Raw genomic sequence first — 13658 nt, forward strand, 5'->3', positions numbered from 1 at the left:
TGCTCAAAAGTCACCGCTGCTGCAATACCGCTGCATCAATGACTCGAATAGCGGATAACTCGCATCACGGCTACCCTATACTTGGAAATCTTTTTCAATGGGGCCGTCATGGACAGAATAGACGCGCAGATTCTCACGCTCTTGCAACAGGACGCTTCGCTTGGGCTCAATGAAATCGCAAGCGCGGTCAATCTATCGCCCACTCCTTGCTGGCGGCGCATTCAAAAGCTGCGCGAAGAAGGCGTCATTCGCAAACAAGTCGTATTGTGCGATCCCGCCAAACTCAACCTCGGGCTCACGGCATTCGTGACGATTCGCGCGAATCAGCACAACGACGCATGGACTGCGCGATTTCTGAAAGGCGTGACCGAAGTGCCGGAAATCGTCGAAATCTATCGCATGACGGGCGATGTCGACTATCTGCTCAAAGTCGTCGTGCCCGATATCGCGGGCTACGACAGCGTCTACAAACGGCTCATCAAGGCGGCAGAACTGCTCGACGTCAGCGCGAGCTTTGCAATGGAAGTCGTCAAACAGACCACGGCCCTGCCGCTCGATCACGTTGCGGCAAACGCAAAAACACGGAGCATGGCGCGCAGCGAATGATGAGGTCTACGGCTGCTGGCTTGCGTAATACCGCGCGGCCGCCTCGATCTCCGCCGATGTCATCTGCCTGGCAATATTGCGCATTTGCTGGCTCGTATCGTTGTGCCGGTCGCCCGCGGCGAACGCCTGCAACTGCGCACGGAGATAAACAGCGGGCTGTCCTTCGAGCCACGGTGCGCCGACCTTGTGATCGGCTGCTCCATGACACGACGCGCACGGCGCAACATTGCGCATCGGCGCACCAACGGCGACGATATCGGGCACCAGTTGCGCCGCGGGATGATACCCCGTCACACGCGGCAAATAAGCGTAGTAGGCGGCGAGCTCTCGCATCTGCTGATCGCTGAGCGTTGCTGCCATCGGCGCCATCACCGCGTTCGTGCGCGCGCCGGTCTGAAAATCTCGCAACTGCTTGTAGATCATTGGCGCGTACTGCCCCGCGAGATTAGGCGAATTGGCCTGGCTCACGCCCTGTGCCCCATGACACATCGTGCAACGCAACGCGAGCGTCGCCCCGCGCCCAATCGACAAGGCATCCGCATTCGCAAACGTCGCGGGCGTCAGTACGACGTCGCTTGTCTTCACCCTCGAGCTCGCCGGTGTGGAGATCAACCATTTCCGCGGTACGCCCGCCGCGCTGCAGATGGCATTCCACACACCGGTGAACGACGCATCACGTTGCACAGAGGGTAACCAGACGAATCCGATGACGAACGCTATAGCTGCCACGCCGAGCGTCAATGCAACGCTGATCGTGAACCAGCGATTGCGCAGCGAGAAGAGACGTTCCGTCGTCATCGCGGGCCTCCTATCCAGACAGCGGGCACCGAGCTTTGCTTCAAGACCAGCAACTGTGCGATCGGATAGCCATAGTTCACCACCGTCAGTCCAATCATCAGCGCGATCCACAGCCCGAATCCGTTGAGCGCGACAGGCAGCGTGACGGGCGGATGCACCGCGGTAGCGAATTCGAATTTGGGCGGAACGGCACGCGCGCCTCGATGCCCGCGAGCCAGAACGATCAAAAAGAGGGCCGTCGATACGACGAGAACAAGTGCGCCAATCAACGACATGATGACGGTCCACGCTTCGGGCGCAATCGCCGGATTGCTGTAGTCGAAGTAGGCCATCCGCCGCGGCATGCCGAGGATGCCCGCGTAGTGCCAAGGAAATGTGGTCACGATCATGCCGATGAACCAAAGCCATAGCTGCCATTTGATCAGCGTCACACTGGCCAGCACGCGGCCAGTCAGTTGCGGCCACAGTTCATAGGCAATCGCAAAGTACATGATGACGATGGCGCCACCGAAGATCAGGTGGAAGTGCCCCGTAATCCATTGCGTGTTGTGTATCGTCGAATCGAGCTGGTAGCTCATGTTGATCAAGCCGCCCGCGCCGCCAAAACCAAGCATCACGAACGAGAACGCGACGGCAAGCATCATCGGCTCATGCCACGGCAGCGCGAGTAGCCAGCCGAATGCGCCGCGCCCCCCTCGCAGCCGCCCGGCAATTTCCACCGAGGCACAAATGGTGAAGACCGTCAAAAGTGTGGGCACCGATACGAGCCCAGTAAACACCGATTGCAGGAACTTGAAGCCCGAACCGACCTGCGGGTCGGCAAACAGGTGATGAATGCCGATCGGCATCGCCACGACGAGAAATAGAATGAACGAGATACGCGCCATGCCGTCGCTATATAGCCGTCCACCGACGGCCCGCGGCACGAGCGTGTAATACGCGATATAAGCAGGCATCAGCCAGAAATAAACGATCGCATGCAGCGTCCACGAGAAAAACACGCGCGCGAGCCCGGCATCGATCGTCGATTTGAGACCCAATGCCACAGGCAGAATCTGAAAAAGAATTTCGAGCGCGGCCCCCACGGCGGTCCAGCCCCAGAGATACGAACCGGCGACATTCGCGAACATCGGCAGCGGCACCGGCTTACCCGGATTCGCGCGCTTCCACACGTGCAGGTTGATCGACATCAGCGCGACCCAGATCCACGATCCCACGACGACGAGCACGACACCGAGATAATAGTAAGGACTGCCAATCATCGGCGGATAGAACGTGTAGAGCACCGAGGCCTGACCGAGCGAAACGGGCACCATCGCCATCACCGCGCCGACGACGATCAGCCACCAGCCAGCCCAGGCCCAGCGCCTGCCGCGTAACGTCTGCTCGAGCGAGAGTTCGGTGATCGCATAGCCGAAGCCCATTGCGACGAGCGTCGGCAGCACATAGGCCATCACGGATCCGTGCGCCGTTACGGAGCGATAGTAAAGCTCGGGCTGGCGGAGCCACGGATGCAGCGGACTGCGCACATACATCTGCCACGCGCCGAGTAACACCGCAACGCCAAATGCTGCGAACGCGAGCCAGAAATGCGCGAGCACGAGTCGTCGGTTATTTAACACAGCTGAGTCTCCGGGCAGTGGCCGCGAGCTTATTGAATTCGGCGGGATCGATGACCTTCACGTTGGCCCACATGGCTTCGTGCCCGGTACCGCAGTATTCGTGGCAAGGCATCAAATGCTCCGCGGGCCGGTTAAACCGGGTGTTGAAAGTCGAAATGAAACCCGGCTCGACCATCGAATTGATATTGGTATCCATCACGAGAAAACCATGTACGACATCGGCGCTCGTCGCGCGAAACGTGATTGGCGTGTTCGCGGGAACGAGAATGCACTGCGGCGTGAACGAATATTGCTGCGCGACGACGCGCACAGTGACCGAGCCATCGGCTTCGCGCGCGGTGCCCAGGTTGCTCTCGATGAATTCGCCCGATACGTGCAGCGTCGTTGGATCGGCGAGCTCGACGCGCGATGGCGGCATCATCGACCAATGCACGCCGGTGTAGATGACCATCGCAATGAGCAAGATGATGATGCCGACAGCGACCATCGCCCATGTGCGTTCGACGCGCACCGCGACGTCGGCACCATGCGTATGGTCCGAATGTGGAAGGTTCGACATATCGCTCGATCCGCCCGATCAGTAAATGACGCCGCGAGGCAAAAAAACCAGGAAATAGAAAGCGAACCAGAGCGCGACGACGATCGCTGTCGCAATGCCGGCAACAGCAAGTGCGCCTGCCGGCCCCGAGCGGACAATCTCGTCGACTCGGTGCGCGTCACTCGGCTCGGCCGGCGCTCGTGCGTCGTTGCTTGTGTTCATGGCTTCTCTCCAGTCAGTACAAAGGGGACGAGCGCAATGCGTTGGCCTCCTTCGCCGACACAGGCGTGCCGCGATTACCCCAGGCGGTGCGGATATAGGTCACGACAGCAGCCACTTCATCATCAGTCAACGACTGTGCAAACGGCGGCATGCCATACGGCATCGGGTTGCGAATCGTGCCCGGCGCGTAGCCGCCATTGAGCACCATTCGGATCGGATTGACGGCCGAGGTCATCTGGATGGACTGATTGTTGGTGAGCGGAGGAAACTCGGGCAGCTTGCCCTCGCCCGATTTGCCGTGGCAGTTCGCGCACTGCGCCTGATAGACCTTGCTGCCGAGCGACGACAGCAGCCCCTGTTCCTCTTTTGACATCGATGCGCTGGAACCACCGCTTGATCCGCCATGCTGCGGCAACGATTTCAAATAGACCGCCATGGCGCGCACATCTTCGTCCGAGAGATACTGCAAGCTGTTGTAAACGACCTCGGCCATCGGCCCATACACAGCACCACGTCGAGACGCGCCCTTTTGCAACAGATCGGCGATGTCAGCGATGCTCCAATCGCCAAGGCCCGCTTCCTTGTTCGAGGTAAGCGAGGGTGCGTACCAGTCCTGCATTGGAATCAGGCCGCCCTCGAATGCTTTGGACTCCGAACTACCGCCCAGCGCATTGATTGCGGTATGACACATCGAACAATGGCCCAGTCCTTCGACGAGATAAGCGCCGCGGTTCCACTCGACTGAACGCGTGGGATTGGGTCGATATTCGCCTTCACGGAAATAGAGCGTGCGCCAGCCAATCAGCAGTTGTCGGTTGTTGTAGGGAAAGCGCAGTTCATGGGGACGATTCGGCTGACGCACGGGTGGCACCGAGCGCAGGTACGCGAAGATCGCATCGGAATCGCCTCGCGTCACTTTGGTATACGCGCCGAACGGCATCGCCGGGTAGAGCAGTTGACCGTCGCGTGAACGGCCCGTATGCATCATTGCGTAAAACTCGTCGGCGCTCCACTGTCCGATGCCCGTCTCGCCGTCGGGCGTGATATTAGGCGAGTAGAGCGTGCCGAACGGAGTGGGCATCGCGCGGCCGCCGCTGAAGAGTTTATCGCCGGGCATCGTATGACAGGCAACGCAGTCGCCCGCACGAGCCAGATATTCGCCGCGTTTGATCGTATCGGCGGACGACGGGCTCGGCGCCTGAGCGAGCGCAAGCGTGGCCGATGCAACTAATGCCAAGCCTGCGCCGATGCGGCGAAACGAAAGAAAAGCGGAGATCGAGTGCGCCGTCATTGCGGTTCACTCCCGCAGGCAAGCGGCAGCTTCATGCTGCCCCGTGCCGCCGGCGCAGGATTGGCCGGCCCTGGAGACGCCGCAAGCCAAGCTGCCACGGCCGAGATATCGTCGTTGGACAGGCGTGAAGCAACATCATGCATGCAATCGGGGGCGATCGATTTGCGCGTGCCGTAGCGCCAAGCACCGAGCTGGGCGCTAACGTACTCGGCATGCAGACCGAGCAGACCCGGAATGCCGGGCTCTCGGCCGGTCAGCGCCGCGCCATGGCAGGCGGTGCAGGCGGGAATCTGGTTGGCCGCATCGCCCTCCTTGACTAGCTGCTCGCCGCGCCTGACCAGCGCCGCAGAGACGCTCGGCGCTACCGGCGGCGGATAGGGTGGCCGCTGCTGTGCGAAATACTCGGCGATCTTATGCAAGTAGGCGTCGGGCATGTAAGCGAGCAGGTAGTTCATCGGCGGGTATTGCCGCTGCCCGTCGCGAAATGCGATCAACTGGTTATAAAGGTAACCGGCCGGTTTGCTCGACAAGCGGGGAAAGTAATCGTTATTGGTGCCTTCACCGTGCGCACCATGGCAGGCGGCGCACCCGAGAACGCGTGCTTCCATCGTGTCCGGCGCGCGCTCTGCAGCGGCGTCCTGCGCTTTGGCAACACTCATTGCCACGAGGCACGACAAAGCAATTACACCAATTCTTCTCAGCATCAGTCATCGTCTCCGGCGACGGCTCGATACGCAATACGCGTGCGAAGCTGGATGCTCGCAAGCGGTGCGAACCGGAATGGCAATGCTACTTTTTCTGGCTGTGCGAACGATTGTAGTCAATGGCATGGCAACAGCAAAAGCTTGTCCCACCTGCAAATAGCTCGCCGGCACGTCGCGTCCATGGCGCAGAGCACGTACCAGACCGGAATGCGACCGTTGAGCAAAACTGCGCCATTAGACCAAGACCGCCGTCGCGCTTCTTTGATGCAAATCATGGGTCGCGCCGATTTGCCGCAGGTTCGGCAACAAAGCCACGGGCCGCCTGGCGGTCACGGCAGCGCGAGAACGCACCGGGTCCTTTTTGATATCGGTCGTGCGACGGTTCGCCGCGGCTCGTCGAGTGACAACGGTGAGGGGAAGAGCGAAGCTAGCTGGGCGAGTTGATAAGGAGAACGAAATGTCCGTTGCAAGTGAACGCCTGGTCCAGTCCGCCCGGCATAACGCGTTGCTACCGCGCGGGATGCCGGGGTCAATGCCGGCAACAATCAACAACGGCGATCCATGCAAGCGCTGCGCAATGCGCCAGTTCTGCACGATGAACCCAGACGAATTTGCCTGCACGCAGGAAATGGACGATCTCGTCCTTGGTCATCGCCACGTCAAAAGGGGCGAGGCACTTTATCGCGTCGGCGATGACTTCAAGAATATTTATGCCGTGCGCACCGGCTCCTTCAAAAAACTGACACTGCTTGCGGACGGGCGCGAGCAAGTGACCGGCTTTTATCTGTGCGGCGAGCCTCTCGGCCTCGATGGCATTTCGACCGGTCAGTGCGCAAGCGACGCCGTTGCGCTCGAAGACAGCAGCGTGTGCGTCATGCCGTTCGAATTGCTCGAACTACTGAGCCGTGAAGTAAAGGCGGTGCAGCACCACATCTATCGCCTGCTTTCCGCCGAACTCGTGCGCGAAAGCGGCTGGATGATGCTGCTCGGTACGATGACGGCGGACGAACGCGTGGCTAACTTCCTGCTCGATCTTTCGAGTCGCTGGCAGCAGCGCGCCTATTCGCCGACTCAGTTCATGTTGCGCATGACCCGCGAAGAAACGGGCAGCTTGCTTGGCATCAAGCTTGAAACCGTCAGCCGCACGTTGTCGCGCTTCCAAAAGGACGGGCTTATCGAAGTCAACGGCAAGGAAGTGCGTATTCTCGATTTACCGCGTTTGCAACAGGCGGCCTACGCTCGATGCTGATTGGCAAGGGTGCGTGCAACGCTTTTTCTGCATTCCCACTGCATTGCATAGGAGTCCGAACTAATGATTCGTCGAAGGAATTCATCGACGACGGCATGCACCTTGCTTTGAAGGTAATGGGTTTATCGATGCGGAGGCTGCATCATGATGCAATGGAGACGACTTACACGAATACGGACAGGTGCTGTGATAGCAGTGCTGTCGTTATTGTGCGGTTGCACGCTCGGCGGAGCCGCAGTGGGAGGCTATGCCGGCAATAAACTGACGCATGGCAGCACGGCCGGCACGGTCGGCGGCGCAGTCGCAGGCGGTATTGTCGGCTATGAGTTGGGCAAATAAAACCATCATGTCGATGGTAAAAAAGCCGCGAGGGGCGCACATAAACGGCGCCCCTCTTTATTGGAACGTCTGCGCTACGATTCGAACCGACGAATCATGCCGGCCGCCACCGTATGATGTGTGGCTTCGTCGATCAACACGAACGCACCGGTGCCCGCATGCTCGTCGTACGCATCGCACACCACCGGCTTTTGCAGCGTCAGCGCCACACGCCCAATATCGTTCATCGTCAGATTGTGACGCTCGCTCGAATGCGCGAGCGTATGCACGTCGAGCACTTCGTTGACGGCCGACACGCGCGCGAACACCGTATTCGTCGTTTGCTTGAGCAAATACTTGCGCTGCGTCGAGAGCGGCTCCTCGTCGAACCAGCACAAATCCGCTTCCAACTTCTTCGCCGGCTGCAACGCCGCCTGCGCGCCCACGAACGTGTCACCGCGCGATACGTCCACGTCCTCGGTCAGACGGATCGTCACCGTCTGCCCCGCAAACGCGCGCGTCACCGCGGCCGTGCCGCCCGGCACCGGTGCGATGATTTCCGCCACCGTCGCCGCGCGCCCCGCCGGCAACACGGTCAGCGCATCGCCCACGCGCACCTCGCCCGCTTCCACGCGGCCCATGTAGCCGCGGAAATCGTCCGCGCTCGCGCCGTCCTGACGCGCCACCCACTGCACCGGAAAGCGCAGCGCCTCACCCGTGGGCTGCGCCACCGGCAAGGCTTCGAGCACGTCCAATAGCGGCTCGCCCGCATACCACGGCATCCGCTCGCTCGCCGTCACGATGTTGTCGCCCTTGAGCGCCGATACCGGCACGAACCGCACATCCACCAAGCCTAATTGCTGCGCGAGCTGCACGTACGCATCGCGAATCTCGTTAAAGCGCGCCTCGCTGAATTCCACCAAATCCATCTTGTTGATCGCGACGATCACATGCTGCAAACCCAGCAGCTTCACAATCGCACTATGACGCTTCGTTTGCGGCAGCAAAACGGCCGCGCCCTGCTCGAACGTCACGCGCGTGGCGTCGATCAGCACGATCGCCGCATGCGCGGTCGACGCGCCCGTCACCATGTTGCGCGTGTACTGCTCGTGGCCCGGCGTGTCGGCAATGATGAACTTGCGCTTGGCCGTGGCGAAATAGCGATACGCCACATCGATCGTGATGCCCTGCTCGCGCTCCGCTTCCAAGCCGTCGGTCAGCAGCGACAAATCGATCTCGTCGCCCACCGTGCGCTTCATCTTCGCGCGCGAGAGCGCGGAGAGTTGGTCCGAGAGGATCGCCTTGCTGTCGTATAACAGGCGCCCAATCAGCGTGCTCTTGCCGTCGTCGACGCTGCCCGCGGTGATAAAGCGCAGCACGCCGAGATCCGCCGGTTCATGTGTGTTCATAGGTCCTGCCTTGTGTGTTTCCGTGTGCATGTGTGTGCGTGTACGTGTGCGCGACTTCGCTTAAGCGTTCGTTAGCAGTCCTGAGCAATCAGAAGTAGCCCTGCTTCTTGCGCTGCTCCATCGCGGCTTCCGACGCCTGATCGTCCATGCGCGTGGCACCGCGCTCGGTGATATCGGTCACCGCCGTCTCGGCGATGATCTTCTCGAGGTCGTCCGCATCACTTTCCACCGGGCATGTGCAGCTGATATCGCCCACCGTCCTAAAGCGCACCAGCGCTTGTTCGCTCACCTCGCCCTCACGCATCGGCGTGAGCGGCGTCACCGGCACGAGCAGCCCATTGCGTCGCACGATCTCGCGGCGATGCGCGTAGTAAATCGACGGCAGCTCGAGCCCCTCGCGCGCGATGTACTGCCACACATCCAGCTCGGTCCAGTTCGAAATCGGAAACACGCGCAGATGCTCGCCTTGATGCAAACGCGCGTTATACAGGCTCCACAGCTCCGGGCGTTGCGCCTTCGGGTCCCATTGGCCGAACTCGTCGCGAAACGAGAAGATGCGCTCTTTGGCGCGCGCTTTTTCTTCGTCGCGCCGCGCCCCGCCAATCATCGCCGTGAACCCGTGCTGCGCAATCGTTTCGAGCAGCGTCACCGCTTGCGCGGCGTTGCGCGAATCGGTCTCGCGGCGCAGGCGTACCGTGCCGCGCTTGATCGAATCTTCGACATGCCCGACCACGAGTTGCGCGCCGATTTGCTGCGCACGCCGATCGCGAAAGTCGATCACCTCGTCGTAGTTATGGCCCGTGTCGATGTGCACAAGCGGAAACGGCAATGCCGTCTTGCGGTGCGCGCCCAGGCCGAACGCCTTGAGCGCCAGATGCAGCACAACCACCGAATCCTTGCCGCCCGAAAACAGCAGTGCAGGCTTGGCACACTCGGCCACCAACTCGCGCAGAATGTGGATCGATTCCGCTTCGAGCCAGTCGAGGTGATCCATGCGGGTCGAGCTTACGGTGAGCGGGGTCGTTGCGGGGTTGGCCGCTTCACAAGATAGGTTCATCGGTCATCTCTCAGGTTCTATTGTTCTCTAGCTGGTCGTGTCCGAGCGCACTCAGGGCTGCACTCAGACGACCTTCAAACTACGATAGGCGATGTACACGGCAATGATCATCAGCATAACGGCGAACGTGCGCCGCAGCGTAGGTCCACGATGCGCCAGCAGCTTCGCTGCGCACATTCCGCCCCGTCCGCCCAGCATGCCGCCCGCGACGAGCGCCAACGCGAGCGGCATGCTTACCTTGCCCGCCCTCGCATAATTCAGGCCCGTCGTCGAGGCGAAAACGACCACCGACAGTAGCGAGGATGCCACCGCTTCGAGCATCGGAATACGCGCAATCAAATGCAGGGCGGGTACGGAAAGAAAGCCTCCGCTTACGCCGAAAAATCCGGCCATACTGCCGACAGCCACGCCCGCGCCCGCGGTGGCAAAGCCGCGCCCAAGCGGCGCGGGGCCGAGTGGCACCTCGGTCTTACGATGCGCACGCGCGTACATCAGCACACCAACTGACGCGACGATGCCAGCAAGCAGCAGCATCAGCCCGCCCCCGCCGACACGCAGCGACCACGTCGATCCGGCGAACGCACCGCTCACGCCGGCCGCCGCGAAAAGCGACGCCACCCGCCATCGCACGAGCCCGGCACGCGCATACGTCACGAGGTTCGCCAACGCGGTCAGTGCGATCGAGACAGCGGTAGTGCCGATCGCCAGATGCGCATCGCCGACCTTCACGACATACAACAGCAACGGCACCGCCAGCATGCCGGCGCCGCCGCCAACGAGCCCGAGCATGAACCCGATCGACAAGCCAGACATGCTTGCCAGCATGATCTGCGCGTTGAACCACGACAATGACAAAGACATGGGTTCGCTCTGGATCAATCGGTCACTTCGAACGGGGCGTCGAGTTCGTCAAGCTGAGTCGAGGCCGAGCTCAACGCCAAGGCCGCCGCGCCGCCTGCTGCTCGCGCAGCGGCGTGACGCTCCATGCGCTCGCGAACCGCATGCAAATACTCGGCGCGATGCTGGCGCAGCACGAAGTCGCGGAAGTTCGCCGCTTCGAGCCTGCGCCATGCATCATCCTTCGCAAGCGCGGAACGACGACGTGCACTATCGTATGCCGCAGCCTCGATATCGAGCACACCCTCGGTCGCGCGCTCGTAGCCGTAACGCTGCATGTAGCGCGCGGTCATCGTTTCGATCAGCGCGATTTCCTCGTTTGATAGCTGCCGCTTGTATTTGTCGATGTTCGCGGCAATCGGTGCGAAGCAGTTCGATGACCACAGTGCCGACATCTGCGAAATCTGCTTGGCCTCGGCCGAACGCGAAATGTCGAGCATGGCGGGCAAATAGTCGATGGCCAAAAACGCGCACACCTTTTTGAGCGTCGCTTCCTGATCGTAGAGAAAATCCTCGTAGCGAATCGTCATCACGCGCTCCGGATATCGCTCGATCAGCACATCTGCCGCACGATGCGCTTCGATCCATGCGCGCGTGTTGAGCAGGGTGTCGAAATCGTGAATGATCGCCTTGTTCATCGAAGCAATCTGCGCGCGCGGGTCGCGCACCACGTTCAAGAAGCGCATCTGCGGCATCAGTTGCATCAACTCGTCGGCGTAATGCACGCTGTCCAGCGACTTGTCCATCACGACGCGCGCGCCCTGCCCTTCGCCTGCGCGCAGCAGCAGCTCCCATACAACCCGGTGCACGCTGCGCGGCTCATGGCGAATTGCCTCGAAGATCTCCACGGGATCGAACACCATGCCGGGCCATTTGACCATGCTGACAGCCTGCAGGCCGATCACATCGCTGACCAGGCGAAAATACATTCGATCATCGGCGAGATCGCCGTACAGCGGCAGCATCGGCACGAAATCGACGATATGCAGCGGATAGGGCGAATAGAACTGCGGATTGAAATTGAGCCTCAGCCGCAGCGCATGCGAGCCGCAGCGGCGCAGCGGAATCATCAGTACCGGCATCGGCCGGTTGCGGTTTTCCTCGGTCTTTGTACTCGTGTTCATGGACAGGAGTCCTTATCGTTCGTTACGGATGGTGTGATGAAGAGATACCGCTTGGTCGCCCGCACATCGGCGAAATGCTTGGCAAAATGCTTCGACTTCGCTAGCCGGCAAGCCGTTGATGCCTGCCGCGGCGCGCCGGCCGCCGCCGTTCGCAAAGCGCTCGCAAAACGCATTGGCCGGTAGCAATGCAGGATCGCCCGAGCGGATACTCGCGGTGTAAGCGCCATTGCCCAATTCAGTTAGGACTGCGAAGGATTTGCCGGGCTCGCGCTGAACGAGGCCGTTGGCGAACACACCCGACACTCGACGCGCCCAGCCGGCATTGGGCAGCACGTAGACAGCACCGCCATCGAAGCGGTGATGTGGCGTGATCGAGGCCGCTTGCGCCGTATCGCTTTGATAGCCATCGGCGAGCGCCCGGTAGCAGGCCGCGTGCGCGATGAAAGCAAGCGGCGCGTCATAGGCGTGCAGTTCGCGATAGAGCCGCTCGGACGGCACGTGCAGATCGGCAATGTTTTCGCCGTATGCGTTGTAGTTGAGCGCGCGCCCCAGCGCTGCGAGCGTATCGGTCTCGTGTGCCAAGCATCCGCTTTCGGCTGCGAGCGCGTATGCACGCGCATCGAGGTTGTCGCCGAAGGCCGCCACAATCGCCCAGCGGCGGAACCGGCCCTTCAGTTCGCGATCGACGATGAGGCTCGTGCAGGTGTCCGGCGCGTCGTCCCATCGAAGGCGCAGACCGGGATGCGCAAATGCACGGTTCGCGGCATGATGATCGTAATAGGTCACGTGTGCGCCGGCGTCGAGCAGTGCGACGAGTGGCGCGTAATTCGCGTCGAGCGAGATGTCGAGCACGGTGACTGCGGTGCCGGAAGCACACGGCACCCGCTGCAACAGCGCGATATCGCGCTTCACGCCCGTCACGAGCACCGCCTCGCGCGGGCACGCGAGCCTCAGCTGATGCAGCGCGCAGATACCGTCGGCATCGCCGTTGAAGACATCGTAAGCTGCGCTCGCAGGCTGCGTTTCAGCGCGAAGCATGATCGACCGCTCCCATGCCATTACGCTCGCGCCAGTAGGCATGCAATATCGAAGCTGCGCGGTCCGTGGACAGCGCAGCGGTGTCGAGCATCAAAGCCGATGCCCCGGGCGGCTCGTAAGGCGAAGAGATGCCGGTGAAATCCGCAATCTCGCCACGGCGCGCGCGGCGATACAGCCCTTTCGGATCTCGCGATTCGCACACGGCCAGCGACGTGCTGACATACACCTCGGCAAAGCTTGCCTCACCGATGATGTCCTTGGCCGCGGCACGGTCCTCCCGATAAGGCGAAACGAGCGAGGCCACGACAACGAGACCGGCCTCGTTCATCAATCTCGCGACTTCGGCCGCGCGTCTTACGTTCTCGCGGCGGTCGCGTTCGGAAAAACCGAGGTCGCAGTTCAGCCGATGCCGCAAGTTGTCGCCGTCGAGCACGGCGCACGGCTGCCGCTCGCGCATCAGCAGTTGCTCGAACGCGTAGGCAATCGTCGATTTGCCGGCGCCGCTTAGGCCCGTCAGCCAGAACGTCAACGGTTGCCGGCAGAATTGCCGCGCACGCGCGTCTCCGGGCACGCTGCCGGCATGCCAAAAGACATTGGAGGACGCCGTGGGCGGATAAGGCTCGGTGCGGGCATCGTGCGGTACATGCACGTCCGACACGTTTTTCTCGGCACGCAACGAATAAGGCGGCGCTTTGCAACTCATGAGCGGTCCCTTTATGAATTCGCATTCAAGACGAGCGCGGTCGCGGCACGCCGCAGCGTTTCGCTGCGGCGGCGCCGGTGCT

15 protein-coding genes are annotated in these 13658 nt (G+C 61.3%); 3 read left to right on the forward strand and 12 right to left on the reverse strand.

Annotation, left to right across the window (positions count from 1 at the left end; translation table 11 throughout):
- Window positions 1-108 precede the first annotated feature (108 nt).
- Complete coding sequence (locus tag ACSQ20_RS18800) at window positions 109-606, forward strand: Lrp/AsnC family transcriptional regulator (RefSeq protein WP_436022612.1); 498 nt, start codon at window positions 109-111, stop codon at window positions 604-606.
- 6 nt (window positions 607-612) lie between these two features.
- Here ACSQ20_RS18800 and ACSQ20_RS18805 read toward each other — a convergent pair whose 3' ends face one another.
- The 6 genes from ACSQ20_RS18805 to ACSQ20_RS18830 are packed head-to-tail and all read right to left on the reverse strand — an operon-like array spanning window position 613 to window position 5736.
- On the reverse strand, window positions 613-1404 hold the full coding sequence (locus ACSQ20_RS18805) for a c-type cytochrome (protein WP_436022614.1): 792 nt from the start codon (window positions 1402-1404) through the stop codon (window positions 613-615).
- Window positions 1401-3026, reverse strand: coding sequence for a b(o/a)3-type cytochrome-c oxidase subunit 1 (locus ACSQ20_RS18810; RefSeq protein ID WP_436022616.1), 1626 nt, complete (start codon window positions 3024-3026; stop codon window positions 1401-1403). Before ACSQ20_RS18810 ends, ACSQ20_RS18805 begins: the two co-directional genes overlap by 4 nt.
- Complete coding sequence (locus ACSQ20_RS18815) at window positions 3016-3585, reverse strand: cytochrome C oxidase subunit II (protein ID WP_436022618.1); 570 nt, start codon at window positions 3583-3585, stop codon at window positions 3016-3018. Before ACSQ20_RS18815 ends, ACSQ20_RS18810 begins: the two co-directional genes overlap by 11 nt.
- An 18-nt stretch (window positions 3586-3603) precedes the next feature.
- Window positions 3604-3786, reverse strand: a complete 183-nt coding sequence (locus ACSQ20_RS18820) for a hypothetical protein (protein WP_436022620.1) — start codon at window positions 3784-3786, stop codon at window positions 3604-3606.
- A gap of 13 nt (window positions 3787-3799) precedes the next feature.
- Window positions 3800-5077 carry a c-type cytochrome gene (locus ACSQ20_RS18825; protein WP_436022622.1) on the reverse strand — a complete coding sequence of 426 codons (1278 nt, stop codon included), beginning with the start codon at window positions 5075-5077 and terminating at the stop codon, window positions 3800-3802.
- On the reverse strand, window positions 5074-5736 hold the full coding sequence (locus ACSQ20_RS18830) for a c-type cytochrome (RefSeq protein WP_436023224.1): 663 nt from the start codon (window positions 5734-5736) through the stop codon (window positions 5074-5076). Before ACSQ20_RS18830 ends, ACSQ20_RS18825 begins: the two co-directional genes overlap by 4 nt.
- A gap of 502 nt (window positions 5737-6238) precedes the next feature.
- Here ACSQ20_RS18830 and ACSQ20_RS18835 point away from each other — a divergent pair.
- Both ACSQ20_RS18835 and ACSQ20_RS18840 read left to right on the forward strand, forming a co-directional pair.
- Complete coding sequence (locus ACSQ20_RS18835; protein WP_436022624.1) at window positions 6239-7030, forward strand: helix-turn-helix domain-containing protein; 792 nt, start codon at window positions 6239-6241, stop codon at window positions 7028-7030.
- 147 nt (window positions 7031-7177) lie between these two features.
- Window positions 7178-7369, forward strand: coding sequence for a glycine zipper 2TM domain-containing protein (locus ACSQ20_RS18840; protein ID WP_436023226.1), 192 nt, complete (start codon window positions 7178-7180; stop codon window positions 7367-7369).
- A 74-nt stretch (window positions 7370-7443) separates the two neighbouring features.
- Here the strand turns inward: ACSQ20_RS18840 and ACSQ20_RS18845 are convergent, their stop codons facing one another.
- From ACSQ20_RS18845 to cysC, 6 genes are all read right to left on the reverse strand, one after another.
- Window positions 7444-8757, reverse strand: a complete 1314-nt coding sequence (locus ACSQ20_RS18845; protein WP_436022626.1) for a sulfate adenylyltransferase subunit 1 — start codon at window positions 8755-8757, stop codon at window positions 7444-7446.
- Between the two features lie 88 nt (window positions 8758-8845).
- On the reverse strand, window positions 8846-9814 hold the full coding sequence (gene cysD / locus ACSQ20_RS18850) for a sulfate adenylyltransferase subunit CysD (protein WP_436022628.1): 969 nt from the start codon (window positions 9812-9814) through the stop codon (window positions 8846-8848).
- 63 nt (window positions 9815-9877) lie between these two features.
- Complete coding sequence (locus tag ACSQ20_RS18855) at window positions 9878-10675, reverse strand: sulfite exporter TauE/SafE family protein (RefSeq protein ID WP_436022630.1); 798 nt, start codon at window positions 10673-10675, stop codon at window positions 9878-9880.
- Between the two features lie 14 nt (window positions 10676-10689).
- Window positions 10690-11835 (reverse strand): sulfotransferase family protein, encoded by a 1146-nt coding sequence (locus tag ACSQ20_RS18860; protein ID WP_436022632.1) that lies wholly within the window; start codon window positions 11833-11835, stop codon window positions 10690-10692.
- A gap of 12 nt (window positions 11836-11847) precedes the next feature.
- Window positions 11848-12873: a hypothetical protein gene (locus ACSQ20_RS18865; RefSeq protein WP_436022634.1), complete on the reverse strand. Its 1026-nt coding sequence runs from the start codon at window positions 12871-12873 to the stop codon at window positions 11848-11850.
- The gene (gene cysC / locus ACSQ20_RS18870) at window positions 12860-13576 is read right to left on the reverse strand and encodes an adenylyl-sulfate kinase (RefSeq protein ID WP_436022636.1); all 717 of its coding nucleotides are present in this window, start codon (window positions 13574-13576) and stop codon (window positions 12860-12862) included. Before cysC ends, ACSQ20_RS18865 begins: the two co-directional genes overlap by 14 nt.
- Window positions 13577-13658: the final 82 nt, after the last annotated feature.

The sequence above is a fragment of the Trinickia sp. LjRoot230 genome (assembly GCF_964253315.1).
GTDB lineage: Bacteria > Pseudomonadota > Gammaproteobacteria > Burkholderiales > Burkholderiaceae > Trinickia.